This is a genomic window from Burkholderia sp. TSV86 (genome assembly GCF_001522865.1).
Classification (GTDB): Bacteria; Pseudomonadota; Gammaproteobacteria; order Burkholderiales; family Burkholderiaceae; genus Burkholderia.
This window is the reverse complement of sequence record NZ_LOWB01000047.1, coordinates 66,819-91,067: the sequence shown is the minus strand read 5'-3', so window position 1 is coordinate 91,067 and position 24,249 is coordinate 66,819. Positions and strand designations below refer to the sequence as shown.

Sequence of the window (24,249 nt, the reverse complement as noted above, 5' to 3'; positions counted from 1 at the left end):
GCCGGTTGCCGGAGCATTTTCCTCCGTTGTTTTCCATTCATCATGACAGAGCTTTCGATCATCAAGACATCGCTTTTCGCTGCCGCGATATCCGGCACGCTTGCCGCATCCGCGCACGCTCAGAGCAGCGTCACGCTATATGGCCTCGTCGATACCGGTATTGTTTATACCAACAATCAAAACGGCCGCAGCAACTGGCAAATGGGCACCAGCTCGACGCAGAACACCGTCTTCGGGCTCAAGGGTGTCGAGGATCTAGGCGGCGGTTTGCGCGCGGTGTTCAAGCTCGAGCAAGGCTTCAATCTGAACAACGGCAGCCAGGCGTTCTCCGGTGACGCATTCGGCTCGCAGGCATGGGCCGGACTGCAAAGCGAGCCGTACGGCACGGTGACGTTCGGCCGCCAGTTCGACGTGCTCAATGATTTGCTCGGGCCGCTGTCGGCCGGCAGCAATACTTGGGGCGGCAATTTGGCCGCGCATCCGTTCGAGAATGACAACCTCGCCGCGAATTCCGTCACGGCCAACAATACGGTCAAGTACGTGAGCCCCACGCTCTACGGCGTCACAGCCGAAGGCATGTATTCGTTCAGCAACCAGGCGGGCGGCTTCGCGAACAATCGCGCATACGGAATCAGCGCCGCGTCCGCGCAAGGGCCCGTCAATCTCGCGGCAGGCTATCTGCAGTTCAACAACGCTGGCGGCGGCCCAGCAGACGGCAATCCGAACGGCGCGCTCGCGCAGGGTGACGGCAGTGCGAATTTCATCGCGAAACGCCAGCGCATCTGGGGCGCCGGCGGCAGCTACGCGCTGGGCCCGGCCAACGTCGGGCTGGTGTGGAGCCACACGCAGATCGACGACATGGCCAGCGTGATGTCGCTCGGCCGCGGCAGCTACATGCCGCTTCGCGGCACGCTGCGCGTCGACAACTATGAAGTCAACGCGAAATACGCGATCACGCCGGCATGGGCCGTATCGGCCGCTTACACCTTTACCGACGGCGCTTATTCGAACGGCGCGACGAACGCGTCTCCCAAATGGAACACAGTGATGCTGGAAACCGCTTATTCGCTGAGCAAACGTACCGATGTCTACGTCGAAGGCGTGTATCAGCACGTGCATGGCGCGCCTGCCGGCTCCGCGCTCGCCAATGCGATGCTCAATACGCTGTCGCCGTCTTCGACCGGCACGCAGGCGGCCGTCACGGCCGGTCTGCGGCACGCGTTCTGAGCGTGCGGCGCAATGCCGGGGGAGCATCGCCGCGCGGCGGCGAACCGTTCCCCTCGGCGGCGGCAATCAACGGATGCCGCCGCGAGACCCGGCGCAGCGCGGCACAACCCGGGCGATGCGCCACGATCCGCGGTAACGCGCGGCGCCGTGCCGGCCGCCGCCGCGCCGTCGCATCGGCGCACGCCGGTTCATGCCGTCCGTCACGCGGCAACCGGCCCGCGACTCGGCCGCGCGTCGGGCTTCGGCATCGCGCCGCGCCAGTCCTCGCCGCCTTCGAGCGCGGGCGTCGATTCGAACAGTTCCGCGATCCAGTCGGCAAACACGCGGACTTTCCCGGACAAGTGACGATTGTTCGGATAAACGATCGAGATTGGCTTGGGCTTCGGATTGAAGTCCGGCAGCACTTCCTGCAGGGTTCCGTCGAGCAGATGCGGCAGCACCATGAAGAGCGTCGGCTGTATCATTCCAAAACCCTCGATGCCGCACGTCACGTAGGCATCCGAATCATTGACGAGCACCACGCCGTCCATCCTGACCTCGACCGTCTTGCCGTCGATCAGAAACATCCACGGCAGCGGCCGGCCGCCGTGGTTCGCGCGGAAATTCACCGCCTGATGTTCGGCCAGATCCTCGATCGCATGCGGCTCGCCGTGGCGCCGCAGATAATCGGGTGACGCACAGGTCACGCGCCTGAGCATGCCGATCCGGCGCGCGACCATCGATGAATCCTCGAGCGGGCCGACCCGGATCATGCAATCGACGCCTTCCTCGATCGGATCCACCAATCGGTCCGACAACCCCAGATCGAGCGTGATGTCTGGGTAGCGCTGACGGAACATCGACAGCGCGGGTATCACGAGCCGGCGCCCGAGCGAACCCGGCATATGAACCCGCAACGCGCCGCTTGGTTTGCGGTTGCCCGCCTGGAAGCTCGCGTCCGTCTCCGCGATCTCGGCCATGATCTTGATGCAGTGCTCGTAGTAAGCGGCGCCGTCCGGTGTGAGCGCGAGCCGGCGCGTCGTCCGGTTCATCAGGCGCACGCCGAGCAGCGCCTCGAGATTCTGGATGATCGTCGTCACCGTCGCGCGCGGCATGCCGAGCGTGTCGGCCGCCCGCGTGAAGCTGTTCGCGTCGACTACGCGCGTGAAAACTTCCGTTGCCTGGATGCGGTCCATGCTACCCCCTTCGAATCGCCAACAGAACAGAATAGAACTCCGGCAATATCCGATACAAGTCGTTTTCTTATTATTCGCGTTCACCGAATAGTTACGCATACCGGCGCCGCGCGCGTTCACCGCGCCCGCGAACGTCTGCATCGATTGTTGGAAACGCCTGCCCGCCGGGCCGCTCTTGCGGACGGGGCGCGCCGCAGCGGCAAGACCGGCACGCGCACCCGGCCGTCCCGGCGATGCGCGCTTGCGGCCGCCGCCGCGTCAACGCACGAACCGTAGCGTATGCTCGGCTGCTCCTGGCAGAAAAGGCTGGGGGGCGCCCTTCACCCAAGCATCGTGGCCCGCCAGAAAGAATGGGCTGAGCGGATGGCCGCTCTGCCCGCCCGGCATGTTGAAAATACCGGCCTCCTCGTGCCCGGGCGACACGACCATGCGCTCCGACTGTCCAAAATCCGGTCCGGCCACGCGCGGCATATGGATATCGCCCGGCATCTGATCAGCCGGTGCGGACAGCCAGCGCCCGAAAAACGGCACGCTGCGCGCGAACGGATGGGCGATGCGCAGCGTATTGCGCGCGCCCCAGGTCGCGCTGGCGAGCGGCGCGCCGTCCACGGTCAGGGCCGCGATCGTTTTGTCGATCGCACTCAACTGCACGTCGCGCCAGTTCGATGCGCCGCCCGGCAACCACGCGGCCGGCTGCTCGTCGAGCAGCCGCGCGAGGAGCACCGGCCAGCGCGGATTCGCCAGCGCGTAATCCGCGCCGGCGTCCAACTGCTTCAGGCGCGCGTCGAGGCCGCCGAACAGCACGTCGTACAAGCGGAACAGGAAGCCGCGCGCGAGCGTGTAGCCGACCGAGTCGACACTCGCCCGGCCCGTCCAACCATGTTCGAGCAGCCGCTTGAATTCGGCGCGCGCCGGATGGCCAGCGAGTGCCGCGTCGTCGAGCACGCGCAGCGCGCGCTCGCGCCATGGCGACATGAAGCGCGCGCGATCGTCGAGGTCGACCTGATAGGCGGCGCGCTCGTCGGTACGGCCAAGAGCCGTCAGCGCATCGCGCAATTGGCTGGCGCGCGCGCCGAGATCCGCGCCGCCGTCGCCGATCAGCCGGTACGCGTCGCCCGCCAATTGCCGGCTGTTCGCCGTCCACAGCTGGCCGGCCGCCGGGTCGACGATGCGCGGATACGCATCGGACGGCAGTGGCGCGCGCCACGACGGCCCGCCGTCGTCCGCGCTTGCACGGCGATCGGGCAACGCGCCCGCGATCGTCCAGCCGATGTGGCCCGCGCTGTCGCCAATCACGATGTTCTGCGCGGGAATGCCGGCCGTATGGGCGATGCGGATCGCCTCGTCGACATCGTGCGCGTCGGACATACGCGCCAGCGCCAGATTCACCGCGCCGGGCGTCTGCGAAATCCAATGGACTGCGTAGTATTTGCCACCGATCTCGCGTACCGGCCCGGCGGACGTTTGCAGCACGGTCATCTCGACCGGCGCGGCGTCGCGCACCCGGATCGTTTCGGTATAGGCGTGCGCGGCTTCCCACGTGCCGCCAAGCCGGAAGGTGTGCGCATCGCTCTCATGCGGCTCGAGTGGCACCAGTTCGAGACCATTCACGTAGCCGTTGGTGAACCCCCAGGCAACCTGGCCGTTACTGCCGACGACGACAGCCGGCACGCCGGGCAGCGTGACGCCGGCAATGCGCCGCACCACCCCTGCGTCGCTCCGATACGCAAACGCGGCGCGATACCAGATGTTCGGCAGCCGCAGCCCCAGATGCATGTCGTCGCCGACGATCGCCGCGCCAGTCGCACTGCGATGGCCGGCCAGCACCCAGTCGTTGCTGCCGATCGACGATTGGTCGTCGATCGAGACGAGCGGCGCGCCAGCGCTGCCGGCGGATTGCGGCGGCGCGGCACGCAACCATGCGGGCGCGGCATCGGGCACCGGCACAGTCGGCCCGGTGATCGCAGGTGCATCGAGCGGCGCATCAAAACGGCTCGATTCAGGCAGCAAAAACGCCAGCTGACGCGGCTCGGCATGATCCTGCAACCAGCGCCGCGCCACCGCGCGCGACGCGAGCCTGCCTTGCAGATCGAAATACATCGCCCAGATCGCGAGCAGCGAGTCCTCCGGCCGCCACAATCTCGGCGGCATCCGCAACAGCCCGTATTCGAACGGACGAACATGCAGCGCGGACAAGCCGTCGTTGACGCCTTGCGTGTAGCGCTGCAACAACTGCGCATCGTCGGCCGGCAGTTGCGACAATGCGTCAGCGGCAAGCTCGCGCAGCCGGAACGACCGATGCTCGCGATCGACGCCGAGCGCCTGCGGCCCAAACAACTCCGACAGTTCGCCCGCGCCGATCCGGCGCAACAAATCCATCTGGAAGAACCGGTCCTGCGCATGCAGATAGCCGATCGCGTAGGCAGCATCGAAGCGGTCGCGCGCGGTGATCGTCGGCACGCCGAACGCATCGCGCCCAGCCGTCACCGGCGCGCCAAGCATCGGCACGCGCACGTCGCCGTCGAGCTGCGCCAGGCTCGCGCGCAGCCACGCGGCAACGCCCGCGACCACGGCCAGCAGAATCACCAATATCAGGCCCGACAGGATCTTGAGCCAGCGCAGCGTACGGTTTTTGTTCGGTATCGTGAATGCGCGAGTCCATCGGTTTGGAGTGGTCGCGTCGCGCGTCAGGCAGCGCGACCGCGCTGCGCATATTCATTGGCGGCGCGCGTTGCGTCAAGATCGGCGCAATCAAATTTACGCGCCAGCGTTCATCTTTCGCGCGCAACCGGCGCCGCCGGCGCCCACAGCGGCGCAAGCCTCGCGAAAGCGAAATCGTTTCCAAAACGCGTTGCTTTCCGAGCCAATCCGTAAGGAATACTGCACGAATCGGTACTAAACTACTCGGAACGGGTGTCGCCTGCGCCGGCGCCGCCGGGGAGATGCCGCCATGAATCGGCCGCTGATTCGGATCGCGCCGCGCCCGTCCGGGACGCTGCCGTCCTGGAAGAGTGTCAAATGGTCGCTGGTGGCGATCGTGCTGATCGCGCTCGCCGCCGCAGCGCGGCTCGCCCAGATCGAAATCGAGACATCGTGGCTGCAGGCGCGGTTTCTGTCGGCGCTCGCGCACGGCATCGGCTACGAACTCGGCGACGGGGTCAGCCACCGGATCCGCTTTCCCGAGCGCGGGCCGTATGATCTTCGCCTCGGCTACGCGCTGCTGCCGTCGTTCGAGCAACGCCTGTCGTCGCGAGGCTTTGCCATCGCGTCGCAAGCGCGTGCGTCGGAGCACATGCTGGCGCTCGCCGACGACGGCCTGTTTCTGCCTTACGGCGAAAAAGATCAGGCCGGCCTGTCGATCGTCGACGCCGCGAACACACAGCTCTTCGACGCCATCTATCCGCATCACGTCTATCGCGACTTCGCCGCGGTCCCGCCTATCATCGTTCAGTCGCTGCTTTTCATCGAGGACCGCTACCTGCTCGATCCCGAGCAGCCCAGCCGCAATCCCGCAATCGACTGGGGCCGCTTCGGCCGCGCGCTCGCGGGCCAGGCCGCGCGCGTCGTGAATCACCATCATGCGGCCGCAGGCGGCAGCACGCTTGCGACGCAGATCGAGAAATTCCGGCACTCGCCCGACGGGCGCACGCCGACTCCGCCGGAGAAACTTCGGCAGATCGCGTCGGCGTCGGTGCGCGCATATCTGAACGGCGCGCAGACGATGCCCGCGCGCCGGGCGATCGTGGTTCATTACCTGAACGCCGTGCCGCTCGCCGCACGGCCCCATATCGGCGAAGTGACGGGCTTGGGCGACGGTCTTGCCGCGTGGTACGGCCGCGACTTCGACGAAATCAACCGCCTGCTCGCCGCGCCATTCACGCCCGACAACGTTGGCGCGCAAGGTGTCGCGTTCAGACAGACGCTGTCGCTGATGATCGCGCAGCGGGCGCCGTCATACTTCCTGAATCGCGGCTATCCGGCGCTGCAGCGGCTCACCGACAGCTATCTGCGCTTACTCGCGAACAATGGCGTGATCGCACCGCCGCTGCGCGACGCCGCGCTGGCCGCGCGCATCGAACGAAGCGCCGCGCCTGCGCAGCTCCCCGCGCCATCGTTCGTCACGCGCAAGGCAGTGACGTCGGCGCGCGCGTATCTGCTCGGCGCGCTTGGCATCGACAACGTCTACCAGCTCGACCGCCTCGATCTGCGCGCGACCGACACGCTCGACAACGCCGCGCAGCAAGCGGTCGCGTCGGCGCTGGCGCGCGCGTCGACGCGCGACGGTGCGCGGGCCGCGGGGCTGTATGGCTTCGAGATGCTGCGCCCAGGCGACGATCCGTCGAAGATTTTGTATAGCTTCACGCTGTACGAACGCCACGGCGGCGCGAACCTGCTGCGCGTGCAGACAGACAGCGTCGACCAGCCGTTCGACATCAACCAAGGCGCGCGGCTGAACCTTGGCTCGACCGCGAAACTGCGTACACTCGTCACGTATTTGCAGATCGTCGCCGAGCTGCATACGCGCTATGCGGCGATGAGTAACGCGGAACTCTCGCAGATCAAGCCCGATCCGTCCGACGCGCTCACGCGCTGGGCGCTCGACTATCTCGCACACGCACCGGACCACTCGTTGCAGCCGATGCTCGATACCGCAGTCGAACGCAAATATTCGGCCAACCCCGGCGAAACCTTCTATACCGGCGGCGGCGCGCAGAGCTTCACGAATTTCGCGAAATGGGAAAACCACAGCGTCCTGAGCGTGCGCGCCGCATTCCGGAATTCGGTCAATCTCGTGTTCGTGCGGCTGATGCGCGACATCGTCCGTTACGAAACGATCCGCACGAGCGGCCCGCCGTCGCAATGGCTCGACGATCCGGCGGAGCGCCGCCGCTATCTGCTGCGCTTCGTCGACGGCGAAAGCCGTGTGTACGTGAAGCGCTTTTATACGAAGTACGCGGGCAAATCCGGCGACGACGCGCTCGCTGCGATGCTCGACAACGTGCGCAAATCGCCGCCGCGCGTCGCGACGGTGCTGCGCAGCGTCGCGCCCGACGCGCCGCGCGAATGGTTCAATGCACAGATGCGCGCGGCGCTGCGGCACACACCCGCCGCCCAAACGCTGTCGGACGACGGGCTCGCGAAGCTCTATGCGAAGTACGCGGCCGATCGCTTCAACCTCAACGACCGCGGCTACATTTGCGGCGTTCATCCGCTCGCGCTGTGGACGCTCGCGTATCTGCGCGCGCATCCGGACGCCGCGCTCGACGACGTGCAGAGCGCGAGCCGCGACGCACGGCTGAACGCATACACGTGGCTCTTCAAAACGCGCTATCACGCGACGCAGAACCGCCGGATTCGCCGCATCGTCGAGATGCGCGCATATGATGCGATCGGCGCGTCGTGGCGCGCGCTCGGTTATCCGTTCGAGCGTCTGACGCCTTCGTATGCGGCAGCGATCGGCGCGTCGGGCGACCAGCCGGCCGCACTCGCGAAGCTGGTCGGCATCATCGCGAACGGCGGAATGAAAGTGCCGGACGAACGGATCGCATCGCTCGACTTCGCGCGCGGCACGCCTTACGAAACCCGCTTCGTGCATACGGCCGGCACGCCGCAGCCGCTGCTGTCACCGGAAATCTCGAACGAAGCGCGCGCGCTGCTGCGCGAGGTCGTTCAGCAGGGCACCGGCCGGCGTCTCGCGCAGGGGCTGACGTTCCCCGGCGGCAAGACGCTCGCCGTATACGGCAAGACCGGCACGGGCGATCAGCGCTACAACGTGTATGCGCGCGGCGCGCGTTTGATCGAATCGCGCAAGGTCAACCGCAGCGCGACGTTCGCGTTCGCGCTCGGCGAGCGCTTCTTCGGTGTGCTGACCGCCTATGCGCACGAGCCCTATGCCGCCCGCTACGATTTCACGAGTGCAATGGCGGTGCAGTTGCTGAAGTCGCTCGCGCCGGCGCTGCAGCCGCTCGTCGCACAACCCGCGCAGCCGCCCGCGCGGCAAACGAATGCGCTGCTGCCCGCCGCGCTGCCTGCGGAGCATCCGGCGCCACGGCGCCTGCTCCATACGTCATTCACTGATCACGCACGCTTGCCGCACGCATGCGAATCCGCCGAGTCCAGACGGGCGAGCAGTGCGCGCGCCTGCTCGACAACATCACGCGCCAGCGGCCGGAACGTAAAGCGCTCGGCCTGCGGCAAACGGACGAAATGCGCACGGCTGCTGCGCGTATAGGCGGGATCGTAATGAACGTCGACGAGTTCCTCGAGCAGCTCGCTGCGCCGGCCCTCGTCGAGCAGCGCATGCCATTTGCCGATCCGCGCGTGACCATGCAGCGGCACGAGTTTTTCGAGCTGGATCTTGAAAAACGTGGCGAGATCGAACAGATGCCCATAGTCCTGCAACAGCAGCTCGACGCGCTCGTCCCGATCGGTTTCGACGTTGACGCAATCCGCGCGATGCATACCGTTGAGCAGCGAAAGCGGCAGCGTGATCGCACCGATGCGCCGGCTTTCCGCCTCGACGAAGACCGGCCGCTCGCGATCGAAACCGCGCAGCGCGCGCACCAGCGCCGTGTCGAACGCTTTCTGCGACGGCTGCTCGCCACTGGGCAGCGCGCCGAGCAGCGAGCCGCGGTGTGCGGCGAGCGCCTCGAGATCGAGCGTCTGCGCGCCGGCCGCCTCGAGCGCGTGCAGCAAGCGCGTCTTGCCGCTGCCGGTATGTCCTGTCAGCACTACGTAGCGAAATCCGTCGGGCAGCGTGCCAAGCGCGTCGATGACCGAGCGGCGGTACGTTTTGTAGCCGCCGTCGAGCTGGCGCGCACGCCAGCCGATCATGTTGAGCCAGACGGTCATCGCGCCGGAACGCTTGCCGCCGCGCCAGCAGTAAACGAGCGGGCGCCAGTTGCGCGGACGATCGGCGAACATCGTATCGAGATGCGCGGCGATATTGCGCCCGACCATCGCCGCGCCCACGCGCGTCGCCTCGAACGGCGACACCTGCTTGTACATCGTACCGACGATCACCCGCTCCTCGTTGCTGAGGACGGGCGCGTTCAGCGCGCCGGGAATATGATCTTCCGCATATTCGAGCGGCGTGCGGACATCGATGATTTCGTCGAATTCATCGATCCGGTCGAGGGAAACGGGTTGGGGGTTCAACGTATCGGGTACGGCTGGGCCGCATCGCAGGCGCAAGGGGCCGCCATTATCGCACGCGCGCGCGCCGCGCCGGTCAGAGTGGCTGCCGCATGCACCGGCCAGCGCAAGCCGTGCGACGCGCAACGGCGCGCGCCGCCGCACGCTGCGCGCCCCTTTACTTGCGGCGCGCCTTGCTGAGCACGATCGTCTCGAACAGCTCGTATTCAGCCGTAGGCTTCTGGTCAGCGCCCGGCGCATGGTAGTACTTCACCGTGATCGACGTATCACCGCCGCGCTCGCCCGGATCGTAGTCGAACACCGCGATCCCGTAGCCCGTGCCGGTATCGTGCCGCGCGGACCAGATCGCGTCCTCGAGCGCATCCGCGCCATGCCGCACGAACGTATTCGGCGCTGCGCCCGGCACCGGGCGGTTCGGCTTCGTGAACACGCGCGCCTGCGGCAGCCCGGTTGCCGGGTTCTCGCCGTAAGTATCGGCCGGCGCGCTCGTGCCGCCGCCGCCGAGAATCAAATGAATCGTGCCGTGCGTCGTGTCGTACTTGCCGTCCACCGGCTCCGACGTGATCACGGGCCGCGGCTGCAATGTATCGACCACCTCGCCCGTCACGGCATCGACGCCCGTGCGATGCCGGCAGCCGCGCACTGGAAAGCTGCGCTCGTAGTCGTGGTCATGGCCGCACAGCACGAGATCGACGCCATAGCGATCGAACAGCGGCAGCCACGCCTCGCGGATGCCCTTGTCGGAGCCGTTGCCGCTCTTGGACGAACTCAATGCGTCCTGATGCATCTGCACGACGATCCAGTCGATGTCGCGATCGCACGATGCACGGCGCAGCGTCTGTTCGAGCCAGCGCGTTTGCTCACCATGACTGTAGCCGCGCAAATAGAACGACGTGCCGGGCTCGATCGCCGGATTGCCGGTGCTCGCCGCGGGCACGAGCGGATTCGGGCCCGCGACGAACGCGCCCGCGTCCTGATAAACGACGTCGTCCGCATCGAGCGACACGAACAACACCGCGCCGACGCGAAAGCTGTACCAGCGCCCCGGAAAACGCGTGCCATTCTCTGGCAGCGTATAGCGCGCGAGATACGAATCGAAACCTTGCGGGCCATTGTGAAACTCGACTTCGTGATTGCCGGGGCACGGCATCCACGGACGATTCGCGGCCGATGTCTGGTTATTGTTGCCGAAATCGCGCCACACGGCCGGCTGATGCTGCGGGTTCAGGTTCGCATAGCAGAGATCGCCGTTCAGCAAATGGAAAAGCGGCTCGAAGCGCTCGACTGCCTGCACCGCGAAACGGCTTTGCGGCGACGATAGCACCCAGCCGGTGTTCGGCGTCGCGAGATCGCCGTAGCTCGTCCAGCGAAACGGCGCGCGGCCGCGCGGCGCTGTCCGGAAGTACGCGGCGAACGGCTGCGCGGCGTTGCCGTCGTTGTCGGCCGTGACTTCGTAACGGTAGACGGCACCGGGCTTCAAGCCGTGCAGCCGCGCATGGTAGGCGAACACCACTTCGCCGTTCAGGCCGTCTGTATAGGTGCGCTGCACGCCGTGCGCCGTGTGCCACGCGCTGTCCGGGCCCATGAAGCGCACGCGCGGATTCACCGCGGCCGCAAGCGTCGCCCACGACACGACCACCTCCGACGCGTCGCCATTGCCCCAGGTCAGATGGATCTGCTCGGGGGTGCCGTCCGGCGCGGTGGCGGACGCCCGCGCGGCCGCGAAGCCGCTTGCCGCGCTCGCGAGGCCGGACGCGCCGGCGAATTTCAGAAAGCCGCGGCGCGACACGGACGCGTGCGGATCGGCGGGCAGCGCGCCGGGCGTTTCGGATGTTTCGCGCGCTTCGCTGGCGGTTTGGTTCGGCATGGCTATCGTTCTGCTTTTGGCGGTCGAGGGGCGAAAGGAAGCTTTCGCTGCACGGAGAAATCGTTGCGATACAGGACGCGACGATAGACCTGAAAGTGTGACGACGCGATGTCACCGCGTTAGGCGTGGGAGGCGTGGGAGGCGTGGGAGGCGTGGGAGGCGTGGGAGGCGTGGGAGGCGTGGGAGGCGTGGAAGGCGTGGGAGGCGACTGCGACTGCGACTGCGACTGCGACTGCGACTGCGACTGCGACTGCGACTGCGACTGCGACTGCGAGCAGCACGGTAAGCACGCGTATCACGCAATGCAAGCCGCATTCGGCTAAACGTCCAGCGTCCGGCGCCCGGCGCCTGCCCGTGCACCACGATGCCGGCTGCGCGCGCCCTGCGCATCCCATAACGTCCGAGCACCGCCACCTCGCCCCGCCCGCCGCAATCAGCGCGTCGAGCGCCCCGCCCTGCCCGTCGCGGCCGCCGCCAAGCGCGATGGCTTGCGCTTGGCCTGCCTCGCTTCGCGTTCCCGGCTCCATTGCTCGAGCAGCGCGCGCGTCTGAGCGCTGATCGTCGCCTTCAGCAGCGTCACGCGCGCATCGTCGAACTCGTTCCATTGAAGCAACGTGAGCATCGAACGCCGCGCGGTATGAAAGATCATGAACTGGCCGAACAGGCTCGACACCCGAATCAGCGTGACAGGATCGTCCGGCGCGCTGCCCGTGATGCGCGCGATGAGCGCCGCGCTCACGTCGTTGAGCGGCCGGCGCACGCGCCGCGTGATGATCTCGGTCGCGCTGTCCGGCTCGTAGCCGGCCTGTTCGCGCGCAAAGAACATCCGCTGGTTCTGCTTGCTCGCCTTCTCGAACATCCGCCCGGCGACGACCTCCAGGATCTGCACGAATGCCTCGGTCAGCTCGGGCACCGGCGCGTTCGCGTCGAGCACCCGGCGCGCGTGCTCGACGGCAGGCCCGAACTCGTTCCACGCCTGTTCGGCGATCGCCTCGATACACGCACGGTACACGCCTTCCTTGTTCTCGAAGTAATACTGCAACGCGGGCGCATTGACGCCCGCGCGCGCCGCGATGTCGCGCGTGGACGCGCCGGCGAAACCGTGTTCGCCGAATAGCTCGACGGCCGCCTCGATGATGCGCTGCTTCGTCTCTTCTCCGCGCGCGTAGCCGGCGGCCGACGCACGGCGAAGCTTCTTCGCCTCTTTCATAACCTTCTCGTGAATCGTCTTTGCGCATTCTACTTGACTTATTTTTACCAATCGGAATAATTATTCCGATTGGAATAAATTGAACGGAATTGGACAGTCAAGATGTCGACAGCAGCAGGCAATCCGCCGAAAGGAAATCGCCAGGAAGACGCGGCGGCCCCCGCGCGCCGGCCGCCAAAACGCACGATCGGGATCGTGCTGGGCGTCATCGCGGCGATCGCGGGCGCGATATGGCTCGCGCGCTGGTGGAGCGTCGGCCGCTTCATCGAAAGCACCAACGACGCGTACCTGCAAGCGGACAGCGTCGTGATCGCGCCCAAGGTATCGGGCTACGTGACCGACGTCTATGTGCGCGACAACCAGCCCGTGCACGCGGGAGACCCGCTCGTGCGCCTCGACGTGCGCCAGTACCGGGTGTCGCTCGACCAGGCGCTGGCGACCGTCGACGCGCGCCGCGCCGATATCGCGCGCGCCGAAGCGGAGATCCGGCAGCAGCAGGCGACCATCGCGCAGGCGGATGCGCAACGGCGGCTCGCGCAAGTCAGCGCGCGCCACGCGAGCGACGAAGTCGCGCGTTATGCGCCCCTCGTAACGACGGGCGCCGAAACCGCCGAGCGTCTCGCCGATTTGAAGAGCACGCGCGACCAGGCGCAGGCGACGCTCGCCGCGAACACCGCGGCGCTCGCGGCCGCGCGCTCGCAAATCGCCTCGACGAGCGCGCAGCTCGCGCAGGCACGCGCGCAGTTGGAAGCCGCCGAGGCAAACGCCGCGCAGGCGCGCCTCGATCTGGACAACACGGTCGTCAAGAGCGCGTTCGCGGGGCGCGTCGGCGACCGCACGGTGCGCGTCGGCCAATACGTGCAGCCCGGCACGCGCCTGCTTACCGTGGTGCCGGTGCAGGACACCTACCTGGTCGCGAACTTCAAGGAAACGCAAATCGGCCGGATGCGCGCGGGCCAGCCGGTCACGCTGAGCATCGATGCGCTGCCCGGGCACAAGCTGCACGGCGTCGTCGACAGCTTCGCGCCCGGCACCGGCTCCCAGTTCGCGCTGCTGCCGCCCGAGAACGCGACCGGCAATTTCACGAAGATCGTCCAGCGCGTGCCCGTGCGCATCCGCGTCGATACCGATCGCGACGCGCGCGACGTGTTCGTGCCGGGCCTGTCGGTCACCGTCGACGTCGACACGCGCTCGAACCCGGGCGACGACGCGGCGAAACGTCATGGCTGACGCGAACGCCGCGGCCACGCCGCCGCACCCCGAGCGCGCGAGCGCGACCGATTGGATCGCGGTTGCCGCGGGCGCGCTCGGCGCGCTGATGGCAACGCTCGACATCTCGATCACGAACTCGGCGCTGCCGCAGATCCAGGGCGAGATCGGCGCGACCGGCACCGAGGGCACGTGGATCTCCACTGGTTACCTGATGTCGGAAATCGTGATGATCCCGCTCGCCGCGTGGCTGACACGCGTGTTCGGGCTGCGCAATTTCCTGCTCGCGAACGCGGCGCTCTTCATCGCATTTTCGATGATGTGCGGCTGGTCGGGCTCGCTCGCGATGATGATCGCCGGGCGCATCGGCCAGGGCTTCACGGGCGGCGCGCTGATCCCGACCGCGCAAACCATCATCCGCACGCGGCTGCCGGTCTCGCAATTGCCGGTGGGCATGACGCAGTTCGGCCTCATCGTGCTGCTCGGCCCGCTGTTCGGGCCGGTGCTCGGCGGCTGGCTAGCCGAAAACGCGAGTTGGAGCTGGTGCTTCTTCCTGAACCTGCCAGTCTGCATCGTGCTGATGACGCTGCTGCTCGTCGGGCTGCCATCGGATCGGCCGCAGTGGCACGCGTTCGTCAACGCCGACTGGCTCGGCATCGCCGGGCTCGCGATCGGCCTGAGCACGCTGACCGTCGTGCTCGAGGAAGGCCAGCGCGAGCGCTGGTTCGAATCGCAGATGATCGTCGCGCTCAGTTGCGTATCCGCGTTCGGCATGCTGCTGATCGCGCTGTCGCAGCTCACCGCGAAGCGGCCGATCATGCGGCTCTCGCTGATGCGCAATCCACGCTACGCGAGCGTGATCGTCATCGTGTCCGCGGTCGGCGCGGCGCTCTACGGCGTGTCGTACCTGCTGCCGCAGTTCCTGAGCATCGTCGCCGGCTACAACGCGCAGCAATCCGGCGCGATCATGCTGCTGTCGGGGCTGCCCGCGTTCCTCGTGATGCCGATCCTGCCACGCCTGCTCGGCAAGGTCGATTTCCGCGTGCTCGTGATCGGCGGGCTGCTGCTGTTCTTCGCAAGCTGCATGCTCGACATCGACCTCACCGCGCAAAGCGTCGGCCACGATTTCATCTGGTCGCAGCTCATCCGCGGCGTCGCGCAGATGCTCGCGATGATGCCGCTCAACCAGGCGTCGATGGCGGCCGTCGCGCGCGAGGATTCGGGCGACGCGGCGGGCCTCTACAACATGGCGCGCAATCTCGGCGGCTCGATCGGGCTCGCGATCATCGGCACCGTGATCGATCGGCGCACGACGTTCCACGCCGCGAGGATCCGCGAATCGCTAAGCGCGAACTCGGCGCTCGGCCAGGAACGGCTTGCCGCGAACGCGGCCGGCTGGTTCGCGCAAACAGGCGATCTCGCCTACGCGAAGATGCGTGCGCTCGGCCAGCTCGCGCTGCAGATCCAGCAGCAGGCCGTCGTGATGACCTACTCGGAAACCTTCTATCTGCTCGGGCTGGCGCTGCTCGCATGCGTGCCGCTCGCGCTCCTGCTCAGGACGCCCGCGAGGCAGCAGAACGCGCCGTCCGCAGGCCACTGACGAATCGATTCACCATGATTGCTCTTCGCTTTTCCCGCGCCGGGTACGCCACGCTTGCCGCATGCGCGCTTGCCGGCTGCACGGTCGGCCCCGATTACCGCGGCGCGCCAAGCGCGCCCGACGGCGTGCAGCACGCGCGGACGTTCGTGCGCGCACCAGCGGCGGGCGTCGCAGGCGCCGCGCCCGCGCCGAGCCGATGGTGGCTAGCACTCGGCGATATGTATCTGAACGATCTGATCGACGCGGCGCTCGCGCACAACCCGGATCTGCACGCCGCGCAAGCGCGGCTGCGCGAGGCGCGCGCGCAGCTCACCCAGCAGCGCGCCGCGGCGCTGCCCAAGGCGTCAGCCGATGCTGCCGCACCGCGCATGCGCGCCCCCGATGCAAGCGTGCTCGAGCTGCCCGCGGGCGCGGCGCAAAACGCAACGATGCCGGCCGCCATGGCCGGCACGGGCCCGCTGCAGCTCTACACGGCGGGCTTTGATGCGACGTGGGAAATCGATCTATTCGGCGGCACGCGGCGGGCAATCGAGGCCGCGTCGGCCCAGGCGGACGCGGTCGAGGCCGATCTCGCCGATACGCAGGTGTCGCTTGCCGCCGAGGTCGCGCAAGCGTATATCGATCTGCGCGACGAGCAGCAGCGCCTCGCGCTGTCGCAACGCACGGCCGACATCCAGCAAAAGATGCTCGATCTCACGCTGCAGCGCCGCGCGCGCGGCGTGGCCGCCGACGCCGACGTCGAACGGCTCACGACCCAAGTGGAAAACACCCGCGCGACGCTGATTCCGCTCGACGCGCAGGTAAGCGAATCGCTCGACCGGCTCGCGGTGCTGACAGGCCGCGCGCCCGGCGCGCTCGACGCCGCGCTGTCCAAGCCCGCGCCGCTGCCGGATCTGCCGGCGTCGATGCCGATTGGCGAGCCGGCCGCGCTGCTCGCGCGCCGCCCCGATATCCGCGCGGCCGAGCGCCGGCTTGCATCAAGCAACGCGCAAATCGGCGAGCGCATCGCCGACTACTTTCCGAAGCTCACGCTGATGGGCAATCTCGGCTTTTCCGCGAGCGCGCCCGGCCATCTGTTGCGCCAGCAAAACTTCAGTTGGATGGGCGTGCCGTATCTGCAATGGAACGTGCTCGACTTCGGCCGCACCCGCGGCGCGGTGCGCGCGGCCGAGGCGTCGCGCGACGAGGCCGACGCACGTTATCAAAAGGCCGTGCTTGCCGCGCTGCAGGACGCGAATGCCGCGCTGTCGCGTTACGGCCATCAACGCGAGCACGTCGTTACGCTGCGCAAGGTCGAAACGTCGGCGAGCCACTCGGCGGCGCTGATGCGTCAGCGCCATGCGGCGGGCGTATCCACGCTGATCGATCTGCTCGACACGCAGCGCGAGGAATTCAGCGCGCAGCAGAACGTGATCGCAGGCCACGCGGAATTGCTGAAGGACTACGTATCGCTGCAAAAAAGCCTCGGGCTTGGCTGGCAGCCGGTTGTGGGTCCGGCGGTGAATCCGGTTGTGAGCCCGAATTGAAACCCTAACGGCGATGGCGGCCTCGGCATGCGCGCACGCCTGCGTTGCGCGCATGCCGCCGAGGCCAAGGTCCGCTCGCGCTGCGCCCGCCCCATCGCGGAGCGCCGAATTCCGCGCACGGGCGGCTGACCGCAGCGCTCCACCACAAAAGAAGCGATGCATGGCCGGGCGCCAAGCCGCCCGGCGAATCGCACCGGAAAACCGGCGGCCGCGCGCCGCGTCACTGCGACCGGCCGTCGTAATGCTGGACGGCAATCGCGTCGAGATCGATACCTTCGACGCATCGCAGATTGACCGCCGCCATCGGGTTGCCCTTCGGATCGACGCCTTCGCCAAACGGATGAATGCCGCACACCGCACAGAAGCGGTGCTTGATCACGTGCCGATTGAACGTATAGGTGCTCAGGCGCTCCTGCGGCATGAGAAGCCGCAAGCTGTCACGCGGCACGAACCACATCAGCGCGCCCTTGCGCGAACAGAGCGAGCAATTGCATGCGAGCGCTCCGCCGATTTCGCCTTCGACCTCGAATTTCACATTGCCGCAATGGCAACTGCCGGTGTATAGCATGACCGCCTCCTTGACCAAGACCGAATCGGATAGGCGTCGAGCCGGCTCTGGGGCCGGTTGCCGAGCGCGCGATCACGGTAGCTCAGCCGCTGGCGGCGCGCAATTGGGGCGCTGCCGTAGCGGCGGGTTGGCGGATCAGCAAGCCCAGACCGCGAATTGCGATCGCGGCAGCACCCCGATCGGCCGAACTCAGCCCCAATCGCGCCGAACCGGCACACCGCGCCGCCGCTCCTCTCGAGCCCGACCGCATCCTGACCACTATTTGCACAACCGCGCGATCGATTCTGCTTATCCCGCCTGCGGATGTACGATGTTGCGCGCGAAATCATCAGAATCAGGAGACACCCAGATGAAAATCATCCGCCTCGAAACCTTCGTCGTCCCGCCGCGCTGGCTGTTTCTGAAGATCGAAACCGACGCGGGCATCGCCGGCTGGGGCGAACCGATCGTCGAAGGCCGCGCGCACACCGTCGAGGCGGCAGTGCACGAGCTGGCCGACTATCTGATCGGCCAGGACCCGCTGCGCATCGAAGATCACTGGCAGGTGATGTACCGCGCCGGCTTCTATCGCGGCGGCCCGATCACGATGAGCGCGATCGCCGGCATCGACCAGGCGCTTTGGGACATCAAGGGCAAGCATCATGGCGCGCCCGTCCATGCGCTGCTCGGCGGCCCCGTGCGCGATCGCATCAAGGTTTATTCGTGGATCGGCGGCGACCGCCCGAACGACGTCGCGAACAACGCGCGCGCCGTCGTCGAGCGAGGCTTCCAAGCGGTGAAAATGAACGGCTCCGAGGAATTGCAGATCATCGACTCGTTCGACAAGGTCGAACGCGTGATCGAAAACGTCGCCGCGGTACGCGATGCGGTGGGGCCGCACGTCGGCATCGGCGTCGATTTTCACGGCCGCGTGCACAAGCCGATGGCCAAGGTGCTCGCGAAGGAATTGGACCCATACAAGCTGATGTTCATCGAGGAGCCCGTGCTGTCAGAGAACGCGCAAGCGCTGCGCGACATCGCGAACCAGACCAGCACGCCGATCGCGCTCGGCGAGCGGCTCTACTCGCGCTGGGATTTCAAGCACATCCTCGAAGGCGGCTATGTCGACATCGTGCAGCCGGACGCATCGCACGCAGGCGGGATCACCGAATGCCGGAAGATCGCGACGCTCGCGGAAAGCTACGACGTCGCGCTCGCGCTGCACTGCCCGCTCGGGCCGATCGCGCTCGCCGCGTGCCTGCAGCTCGACGCGGTCAGCTATAACGCGTTCATTCAGGAACAGAGCCTGGGCATCCACTACAACCAGGGCAGCGATCTGCTCGACTATCTGCGCAACCCGGACGTGTTCCGCTACGCGGATGGCTTCGTCGCGATTCCACAAGGCCCGGGGCTCGGCATCGATGTCGATGAGGAAAAAGTCCGCGAGATGGCGAAAACCGGGCATCGCTGGCGCAACCCGGTCTGGCGACATGCGGACGGCAGCGTCGCGGAGTGGTGAGCGCTAAGGCTGGCCTCGCGGCGGGGTCAGTCACGCCGCGACGCCGCGCCCGGATCGCTTGTCCGGTGCGGACCGAACGCCCGCGCGGCGCCTCACCGGCCGCCGCACGACGCCGCACCGCCGTCACCCTGCCGTGATGGGCGCCGTCGACGACAGCACCGCCGCCGCGATAAACACGCCGATCATCGTCACCGCCTCGAGATGCAGCACGTTGTTGAACGTATGGGCATCCTCGGTCGACGCGGTGCGACGCAGCCGCGGTAGCGCCGAAAAGCGGTTCAGCGCCGCGAGTACGGCGGCGAGCGCGACGAGCGCGAGCTTCAGCAGCAAAACGCGCCCCCACGGGCTGGCGTCGATCGACGCGAACATGCCATCCGTCGCGCGCATCGCGTTGAGCAAGCCGGTGATGAGCACGAACGCGAACGCCCCGGCCGACGCGCTCGACAGCCGCTGCGCAACGCGGATCAGCGCGCCGCGCGCGACCGACGCGCGCATTGCAGGCAGCACCGCCATGCCGCCCGCGATCACGAGGCCACCCCAGACCGCCGTCGCGGCAATATGCACGATTTGCACGCCGATCGCCGCCGAAAACACGCCGGAATCGGCCGCGTGTCCCAACGAAGCCTTGCCGGCCGCGACGATCAGCGCCGCGAGCCCGTACAGCGCTCCCGCGAGCGGGCCGCCCGGCCGCACGAACGCGACGGCCGCGAACAGCATCGCGCCACCGCACGCGACGCTCCACGCATAGCCGACGTGAGTCTGCGCAAGCACGGCCGGAATCGCGCCGAACGCGCCGGCAAGGCCCGTGCCGCTCATCGACGCCGCCTGATAAACGAGCCAGCCCGCATCGGCGAGCACCAGCACCACGGCAGCGACGGCCAGCGAACGCAGCGCCCGCCGCCACGCGGGATGCGACGGCGCGGTAACCTTCGTCGCGCCGTCCTGAGCCAGCCATATACCGATCAGCGCGGACCCGACGGCAACCGCGAATGCAACGTCGCCGAGCGCGGCAAGCGCCGCCTGGCCCAACCAGAGACTATCGAGCTTCATCGCGCACCGCCCGCGCCGTTCGCGCACGCCGCCTGCTCAGGCAGCATGTCTGAAGTATGAGGGAAATGAGGAATCTGCGCGGGAAATTCCGAAAAACAAGAAAAAGAAGACTTCATCGACTCGCATCAAAGAAAAACCTGCAACGCTCGGACCGGCTGTCCGAGCGCCGCCCCCGAGTGTACGGGCATTGCACGCGGCTGCGCAGCTTGCGGCCGTCCGGGCCGCCATTCGCGCGGCAAATTGTCGCAACCGGGCCACGGGATTGCTTCATCGACTGTGCGTCAAATAGCCGCCATTACCCATCGATGATAGAATGCCGCGTCGCAGCAGCCCGGCTGCCTGCCATCATTTGCATCTTGCCGTCATTGCCGAGCCGATCGGAGCCCGGTCAGGTCCCCGACGAATAACAATGGAGTCCCGTGTGTCTTCTAGACGCCTTTTCCGTCCGCTGTTCGCCGTCTTGCTGACGGGCGCAGCGGGCCTGCTGAGCACCGCGCACGCGCAAACCAAGCCCACCGAGCCAGCCGCCGCGAAGGCGCCGTTGAAGGCGCCCGATACGATGGCCGAGCGCGTGCGCGGCTGTACGGCCTGCCACGGCACCCAGGGCCAGGGCACCGACAACGACTACTTCCCGCGTTTGGCGGGCAAGCCGGCCGAGTACTTGTATAACCAGCTCGTGAACTTCCGCGACGGCCGCCGCAAGTATCCGCCGATGAATTACCTGCTCACGTATCTGAACGACGACTACCTGCGCGAGATCGCCCAGCACTTCTCGGAGCAACGCCCGCCGTATCCGGTGCCGGCAAAGCCCACCGTGCCCGCGGCCGTCGTCGAGCGCGGCAAGCAGCTCGCGCTGCGCGGCGATCCGTCGAAGAAGCTGCCCGCGTGCGTCGCATGCCACGGCACCGCGCTGACCGGCATGCAGCCCGCGATCCCGGGTCTCGTCGGCCTGCACAGCGATTATCTGAGCGCGCAAATCGGCGCATGGCGCTCGGGCACCCGTCATGCGAAGGCGCCCGATTGCATGCACGAGGTCGCGAGCAAGCTGTCCGACGAGGACGTGACCGCCGTGACCGCGTGGCTCGCCGCGCAGCCGGCGCCCGCCAACCCCGTGCCCGCCCCGGCCCGTTCGATGAAGACTCCGCTCGCCTGCGGCAGCGAACCGCAATAAGGCAAGGGAGACAGACTAAATGAAACGCAAGTCCCTGTTTGCATTCTCGGCTGTCGCGATCGTCGCGGCAGCGGCCCTCGTGCCGGTCCTGTGGCCGGGCAACGACACGCTGCACGGCAACGCCGCCGTCGCGGCCACACCTGCCGATCAGGCTGCGCTCATCAAAAAGGGCGAATACCTCGCGCGTGTCGGCGACTGTATCGCGTGCCACACCGTGCGCGGCGGCAAGCCGTTCGCAGGCGGCCTGCCGATGGCCACGCCGTTCGGCACGATGTACACGCCGAACATCACGCCGGACGACAAGAACGGCATCGGCAAGTGGACGTCGGACGATTTCTACCGCGCGATGCACACCGGCCGCTCGAAAGACGGCAGCCTGCTCTATCCGGGCTTCCCGTTCGCGAGCTACACGAAGGTCACGCGCGCCGATTCGGACGCGATCTACGCGTATCTGCGCTCGGTCGCGCCGGTGGCGGTGCCGAGCCGTCCGCACGAGCTGAAGTTCCCGTTCAACAACCGCAACCTGCTGATCGGCTGGCGCACACTGTTCTTCAAGGAAGGCGAGTACAAGCCGGACCCGACGAAATCGGTCGAATGGAACCGCGGCGCGTATCTCGTCGAGGGCCTTGGCCATTGCTCGATGTGCCACACGTCGATCAACATGATGGGCGGCCCGGTCTCGTCGTCAGCGTTCGCGGGCGGCCTGATCCCGCTGCAGAACTGGTATGCGCCGTCGCTGACGAACGACAAGGAACTCGGCCTCGGCGACTGGCACGTTCAGGAATTGTCCGATCTGCTGCAAGCAGGCGTGTCTAACAAGGGCGCCGTGTTCGGCCCGATGGCGGACGTCGTCCACAACAGCCTGCAGTACATGACGGACGAGGACACCCGCGCGATGTCGACTTACCTGAAGTCGATTCCGCAGAAGGCCGAGGCGCCGAAGAACATGCAGTACGAGCCGTCGAAGCAGTTCGGCAACGAGTTGCTCGCGCAAGGCAAGAAGATCTACGCGGACAACTGCGCGACCTGCCATGGCGCGAACGGCGAAGGCAAGCCGACCGCGTATCCGCCGCTCGCGCAGAATCGTTCTATCATGATGGAATCGGCCGTCAATCCGATCCGCATGGTGCTCAACGGCGGGTATCCGCCGAGCACGTTCAAGAATCCCCGTCCATACGGCATGCCGCCGTTCGCGCAATCGCTGTCGAACCAGGAAGTCGCGGCTGTCGTCACGTATATCCGGATGTCTTGGGGCAACAACGGTTCGCCGGTTTCGCCGCAACAAGTGAGCGACCTGCGTTCCGCGCCGCTGGATTAAGCGGAGCTTGACGCAAACGGGGCGTGGCAGCGGGAAACCGCGGCCGCGCCCTTTGTTTTTTCGGCGACGTCCGCCTCTTCGCGCGGGCCGTGCGAAGACGCCGCCCCTCCAATAATCAAGAGTCTTTATGTCTTTCGCCTCTCTCGGCTTGGTCGAACCGCTCGTGCGAGCTGTCAACGAACTGGGCTATACGCAGCCCACACCGATCCAAGCCCAAGCCATTCCCGCCGTGCTCGGCGGCGGCGACCTGCTCGCCGGCGCGCAGACCGGCACCGGCAAGACCGCCGGCTTCACGCTGCCGATCCTGCAGCGCCTGCACGCGTTCTACACCGATAACCGCAGCGCGCAGCGCGCGGTGCGCGCGCTGATCCTGACGCCGACGCGCGAGCTTGCCGCACAAGTCGAGGAAAGCGTGCGCGCGTACAGCAAGTACCTGCGGCTGCGCTCGACCGTGATGTTCGGCGGCGTCAGCATCAATCCGCAAATCGATGCGCTCAAACGCGGCGTCGACATCGTCGTCGCGACGCCGGGGCGCCTGCTCGATCATATGCAGCAAAAAACGATCGACGTGTCCAAGCTCGACATCCTCGTACTCGACGAAGCCGACCGGATGCTCGACATGGGTTTCATCCACGATATCAAGCGCGTACTCGCGAAGCTGCCGGCAAAACGCCAGAATTTGCTGTTCTCGGCGACGTTTTCCGACGAGATCAAGTCGCTCGCGGACAACCTGCTCGATTCCCCCGCGCTGATCGAGGTCGCGCGGCGCAATACAACCGCAGAGACGGTCGCGCAGAAGATCCATCCGGTCGATCGCGACCGCAAGCGCGAACTCCTCACGCATCTGATCCGCGAGCACAACTGGTTCCAGGTGCTCGTGTTCACGCGCACCAAGCACGGTGCGAACCGGCTCGCCGAGCAATTGACGAAGGACGGCATCAGCGCGATGGCGATCCACGGCAACAAGAGCCAATCGGCGCGCACGCGCGCGCTCGCCGAATTCAAAAGCAATACGCTGCAGGTGCTCGTGGCGACCGACATCGCCGCGCGCGGGATCGACATCGATCAACTGCCCCACGTCGTCAATTTCGACCTGCCGAACGTGCCCGAGGACTACGTGCACCGGATCGGCCGTACCGGCCGCGCCGGCGCGAACGGCGAGGCGGTGTCACTTGTGTGCGTCGACGAGAAGCAACTGCTGCGCGACATCGAGCGGCTCATCAAGCGTGAAATTCCGCAGCAGGTGATTGCGGGCTTCGAACCCGATCCGAACGCAAAGCCGGAGCCGATTCAGCGGCGCGGGCAACGAGGCGGCGGCAGCCGGGAAGGCGCGGCAGGCGGCGGCGATCGCGCGCCGCGCGCCGCGCGCGAGCCGAAGCCGGCTGCCTCTAGCACCGCGCGGCGCAACGGCAATGCGCAACCGAAGCAACCGAAGCAACCGAAGCAACCGAAGCAACCGAAGCAACCGAAGCAACCGAAGTCTGCGCAACCCCAGGCAGCGAAATCTCAGCCGCCGGCGCGCAACGGCGGCGGTCATGGCCGGCCGGCCGGGGGCAACAGCGCGCACGCGAATCGCGACCGTCCTGCGCGCCGAAGCCAGCGCGCACGCTGATCGGCCATGCCGAACGGCCGCAGCCGAGCTGCCGCGTAATCGCGCGACAGCGCTGCGCGGCGC

15 protein-coding genes and 1 pseudogene are annotated in these 24,249 nt (G+C 66.9%); 9 read left to right on the top strand and 7 right to left on the bottom strand.

Annotated elements, in window-relative coordinates; all coding sequences use genetic code 11:
- Window positions 1-60: 60 nt before the first annotated feature.
- Window positions 61-1,227 carry a porin gene (locus WS68_RS08305; protein ID WP_059570347.1) on the top strand — a complete coding sequence of 389 codons (1,167 nt, stop codon included), beginning with the start codon at window positions 61-63 and terminating at the stop codon, window positions 1,225-1,227.
- Window positions 1,228-1,427: 200 nt separating this feature from the next.
- Here the strand turns inward: WS68_RS08305 and WS68_RS08300 are convergent, their stop codons facing one another.
- Window positions 1,428-2,402 (bottom strand): LysR family transcriptional regulator, encoded by a 975-nt coding sequence (locus WS68_RS08300; RefSeq protein ID WP_059570330.1) that lies wholly within the window; start codon window positions 2,400-2,402, stop codon window positions 1,428-1,430.
- A gap of 258 nt (window positions 2,403-2,660) precedes the next feature.
- The gene (locus WS68_RS08295) at window positions 2,661-5,045 is read right to left on the bottom strand and encodes a penicillin acylase family protein (RefSeq protein ID WP_059570329.1); all 2,385 of its coding nucleotides are present in this window, start codon (window positions 5,043-5,045) and stop codon (window positions 2,661-2,663) included.
- A gap of 307 nt (window positions 5,046-5,352) precedes the next feature.
- Here WS68_RS08295 and WS68_RS08285 point away from each other — a divergent pair.
- Window positions 5,353-8,412 (top strand): annotated as a pseudogene (locus tag WS68_RS08285) (transglycosylase domain-containing protein); the annotation flags it as partial.
- 68 nt (window positions 8,413-8,480) lie between these two features.
- On the opposite strand, the gene mnmH reads toward WS68_RS08285, so the two are convergent.
- The 3 genes from mnmH to WS68_RS08270 all read right to left on the bottom strand — a co-directional run bounded on the left by mnmH (window position 8,481) and on the right by WS68_RS08270 (window position 12,634).
- The gene (mnmH, locus tag WS68_RS08280) at window positions 8,481-9,560 is read right to left on the bottom strand and encodes a tRNA 2-selenouridine(34) synthase MnmH (RefSeq protein ID WP_082709888.1); all 1,080 of its coding nucleotides are present in this window, start codon (window positions 9,558-9,560) and stop codon (window positions 8,481-8,483) included.
- 154 nt (window positions 9,561-9,714) lie between these two features.
- The gene (locus tag WS68_RS08275; RefSeq protein ID WP_059570326.1) at window positions 9,715-11,424 is read right to left on the bottom strand and encodes a purple acid phosphatase family protein; all 1,710 of its coding nucleotides are present in this window, start codon (window positions 11,422-11,424) and stop codon (window positions 9,715-9,717) included.
- 433 nt (window positions 11,425-11,857) lie between these two features.
- Window positions 11,858-12,634 carry a CerR family C-terminal domain-containing protein gene (locus WS68_RS08270; protein ID WP_059570325.1) on the bottom strand — a complete coding sequence of 259 codons (777 nt, stop codon included), beginning with the start codon at window positions 12,632-12,634 and terminating at the stop codon, window positions 11,858-11,860.
- A 102-nt stretch (window positions 12,635-12,736) separates the two neighbouring features.
- Between WS68_RS08270 and WS68_RS08265 the strand changes: the two genes are divergently transcribed.
- From WS68_RS08265 to WS68_RS08255, 3 genes are read left to right on the top strand one after another with little or no spacing between them, the layout of a single operon-like run.
- Entirely contained in the window at window positions 12,737-13,864 is a 1,128-nt protein-coding gene (locus WS68_RS08265; RefSeq protein WP_059570324.1) for an HlyD family secretion protein, read from the top strand.
- Complete coding sequence (locus WS68_RS08260) at window positions 13,857-15,443, top strand: DHA2 family efflux MFS transporter permease subunit (protein WP_059570323.1); 1,587 nt, start codon at window positions 13,857-13,859, stop codon at window positions 15,441-15,443. The genes WS68_RS08265 and WS68_RS08260 overlap by 8 nt, the downstream gene beginning before the upstream one ends.
- A gap of 14 nt (window positions 15,444-15,457) precedes the next feature.
- Window positions 15,458-16,969 carry an efflux transporter outer membrane subunit gene (locus WS68_RS08255; protein WP_059570322.1) on the top strand — a complete coding sequence of 504 codons (1,512 nt, stop codon included), beginning with the start codon at window positions 15,458-15,460 and terminating at the stop codon, window positions 16,967-16,969.
- Window positions 16,970-17,189: 220 nt separating this feature from the next.
- Here the strand turns inward: WS68_RS08255 and WS68_RS08250 are convergent, their stop codons facing one another.
- Window positions 17,190-17,537 carry a GFA family protein gene (locus WS68_RS08250; protein ID WP_059570346.1) on the bottom strand — a complete coding sequence of 116 codons (348 nt, stop codon included), beginning with the start codon at window positions 17,535-17,537 and terminating at the stop codon, window positions 17,190-17,192.
- A 349-nt stretch (window positions 17,538-17,886) separates the two neighbouring features.
- Here WS68_RS08250 and dgoD point away from each other — a divergent pair, with 349 nt between their 5' ends.
- The gene (dgoD, locus tag WS68_RS08245) at window positions 17,887-19,035 is read left to right on the top strand and encodes a galactonate dehydratase (RefSeq protein ID WP_059570321.1); all 1,149 of its coding nucleotides are present in this window, start codon (window positions 17,887-17,889) and stop codon (window positions 19,033-19,035) included.
- A 123-nt stretch (window positions 19,036-19,158) separates the two neighbouring features.
- Here the strand turns inward: dgoD and WS68_RS08240 are convergent, their stop codons facing one another.
- On the bottom strand, window positions 19,159-20,085 hold the full coding sequence (locus WS68_RS08240; RefSeq protein WP_059570345.1) for a CopD family protein: 927 nt from the start codon (window positions 20,083-20,085) through the stop codon (window positions 19,159-19,161).
- A 409-nt stretch (window positions 20,086-20,494) separates the two neighbouring features.
- On the opposite strand from WS68_RS08240, the gene WS68_RS08235 reads away from it, so the two are divergent.
- The 3 genes from WS68_RS08235 (at window position 20,495) to WS68_RS08225 (ending at window position 24,186) form a co-directional block, all read left to right on the top strand.
- A complete protein-coding gene (locus WS68_RS08235; protein ID WP_059570320.1) occupies window positions 20,495-21,256 on the top strand; it encodes a c-type cytochrome in 762 nt (253 codons plus the stop codon).
- Between the two features lie 19 nt (window positions 21,257-21,275).
- Window positions 21,276-22,574 carry a c-type cytochrome gene (locus tag WS68_RS08230; RefSeq protein WP_059519625.1) on the top strand — a complete coding sequence of 433 codons (1,299 nt, stop codon included), beginning with the start codon at window positions 21,276-21,278 and terminating at the stop codon, window positions 22,572-22,574.
- A 127-nt stretch (window positions 22,575-22,701) separates the two neighbouring features.
- Window positions 22,702-24,186: a DEAD/DEAH box helicase gene (locus tag WS68_RS08225; protein ID WP_059570319.1), complete on the top strand. Its 1,485-nt coding sequence runs from the start codon at window positions 22,702-22,704 to the stop codon at window positions 24,184-24,186.
- Window positions 24,187-24,249: the final 63 nt, after the last annotated feature.

Bases quoted from the DNA above. Each gene is read 5' to 3' on its own strand.
- WS68_RS08230 (WP_059519625.1), top strand. From the start codon at position 21,276: ATGAAACGCAAGTCCCTGTTTGCATTCTCGGCTGTCGCGATCGTCGCG.
- WS68_RS08250 (WP_059570346.1), bottom strand. From the start codon at position 17,537: ATGCTATACACCGGCAGTTGCCATTGCGGCAATGTGAAATTCGAGGTC.
- WS68_RS08255 (WP_059570322.1), top strand. From the start codon at position 15,458: ATGATTGCTCTTCGCTTTTCCCGCGCCGGGTACGCCACGCTTGCCGCA.
- WS68_RS08240 (WP_059570345.1), bottom strand. From the start codon at position 20,085: ATGAAGCTCGATAGTCTCTGGTTGGGCCAGGCGGCGCTTGCCGCGCTC.
- WS68_RS08275 (WP_059570326.1), bottom strand. From the start codon at position 11,424: ATGCCGAACCAAACCGCCAGCGAAGCGCGCGAAACATCCGAAACGCCC.
- WS68_RS08235 (WP_059570320.1), top strand. From the start codon at position 20,495: ATGGAGTCCCGTGTGTCTTCTAGACGCCTTTTCCGTCCGCTGTTCGCC.
- WS68_RS08270 (WP_059570325.1), bottom strand. From the start codon at position 12,634: ATGAAAGAGGCGAAGAAGCTTCGCCGTGCGTCGGCCGCCGGCTACGCG.
- WS68_RS08300 (WP_059570330.1), bottom strand. From the start codon at position 2,402: ATGGACCGCATCCAGGCAACGGAAGTTTTCACGCGCGTAGTCGACGCG.
- WS68_RS08265 (WP_059570324.1), top strand. From the start codon at position 12,737: ATGTCGACAGCAGCAGGCAATCCGCCGAAAGGAAATCGCCAGGAAGAC.
- WS68_RS08260 (WP_059570323.1), top strand. From the start codon at position 13,857: ATGGCTGACGCGAACGCCGCGGCCACGCCGCCGCACCCCGAGCGCGCG.
- WS68_RS08225 (WP_059570319.1), top strand. From the start codon at position 22,702: ATGTCTTTCGCCTCTCTCGGCTTGGTCGAACCGCTCGTGCGAGCTGTC.
- dgoD (WP_059570321.1), top strand. From the start codon at position 17,887: ATGAAAATCATCCGCCTCGAAACCTTCGTCGTCCCGCCGCGCTGGCTG.